The organism is Micromonospora sp. M51 (assembly GCF_018070305.1).
In the GTDB taxonomy this organism is placed as follows: Bacteria; Actinomycetota; Actinomycetes; order Mycobacteriales; family Micromonosporaceae; genus Micromonospora; species Micromonospora parva.
Map to the genome: position 1 here is coordinate 1 of NZ_JAGPXZ010001488.1, position 479 is coordinate 479.

1 protein-coding gene is annotated in these 479 nt (G+C 71.0%); it reads left to right on the forward strand.

What is annotated here, in order from left to right; translation table 11 throughout:
- Window positions 1-5 precede the first annotated feature (5 nt).
- Window positions 6-479, forward strand: a 474-nt coding sequence (locus tag KBX53_RS35590; RefSeq protein WP_309140932.1) for a cytochrome c-type biogenesis CcmF C-terminal domain-containing protein, incomplete at its 3' end; no start/stop codon positions are given.

Below are 479 nucleotides of genomic sequence, written 5' to 3' on the forward strand. Positions count from 1 at the left end.
TCACGGTGGCCTGCGCGGTCGTGCTGTTCGGCACGCTCTATCCGCTGGCGATGGAACTGCTGGCCGATTTCAAGATGTCGGTCGGCGCACCCTTCTACAATCTCACCTTCGCCCCGCTATTCACGCTGCTGCTGCTGGCGGTGCCGTTCGGGCCGATGCTGGCGTGGAAGCGCGGCGATCTGCTTGGCGTCACCCAGCGCCTGCTCGCGGCCGGCGTTGCCGGCCTCGTTGTGATCGCCATCGTCTGGGCCTGGACGCGCGGCGGCAGCGCGCTCGCGCCGCTCGCGATCGGGCTTGGCGTCTTCGTGATCGCCGGCGCCGTCACCGACATCGTCGAGCGGACCGGTCTGGTGCGGCTGCCGTTCGGAACGGCGCTGCACCGCGCCCGCGGCCTGCCGCGCTCGGCCTGGGGCACGGCGTTCGCGCATGCCGGCCTCGGCGTCGCGCTGATCGGGATCGTCTGCGAGACCACCTGGAAC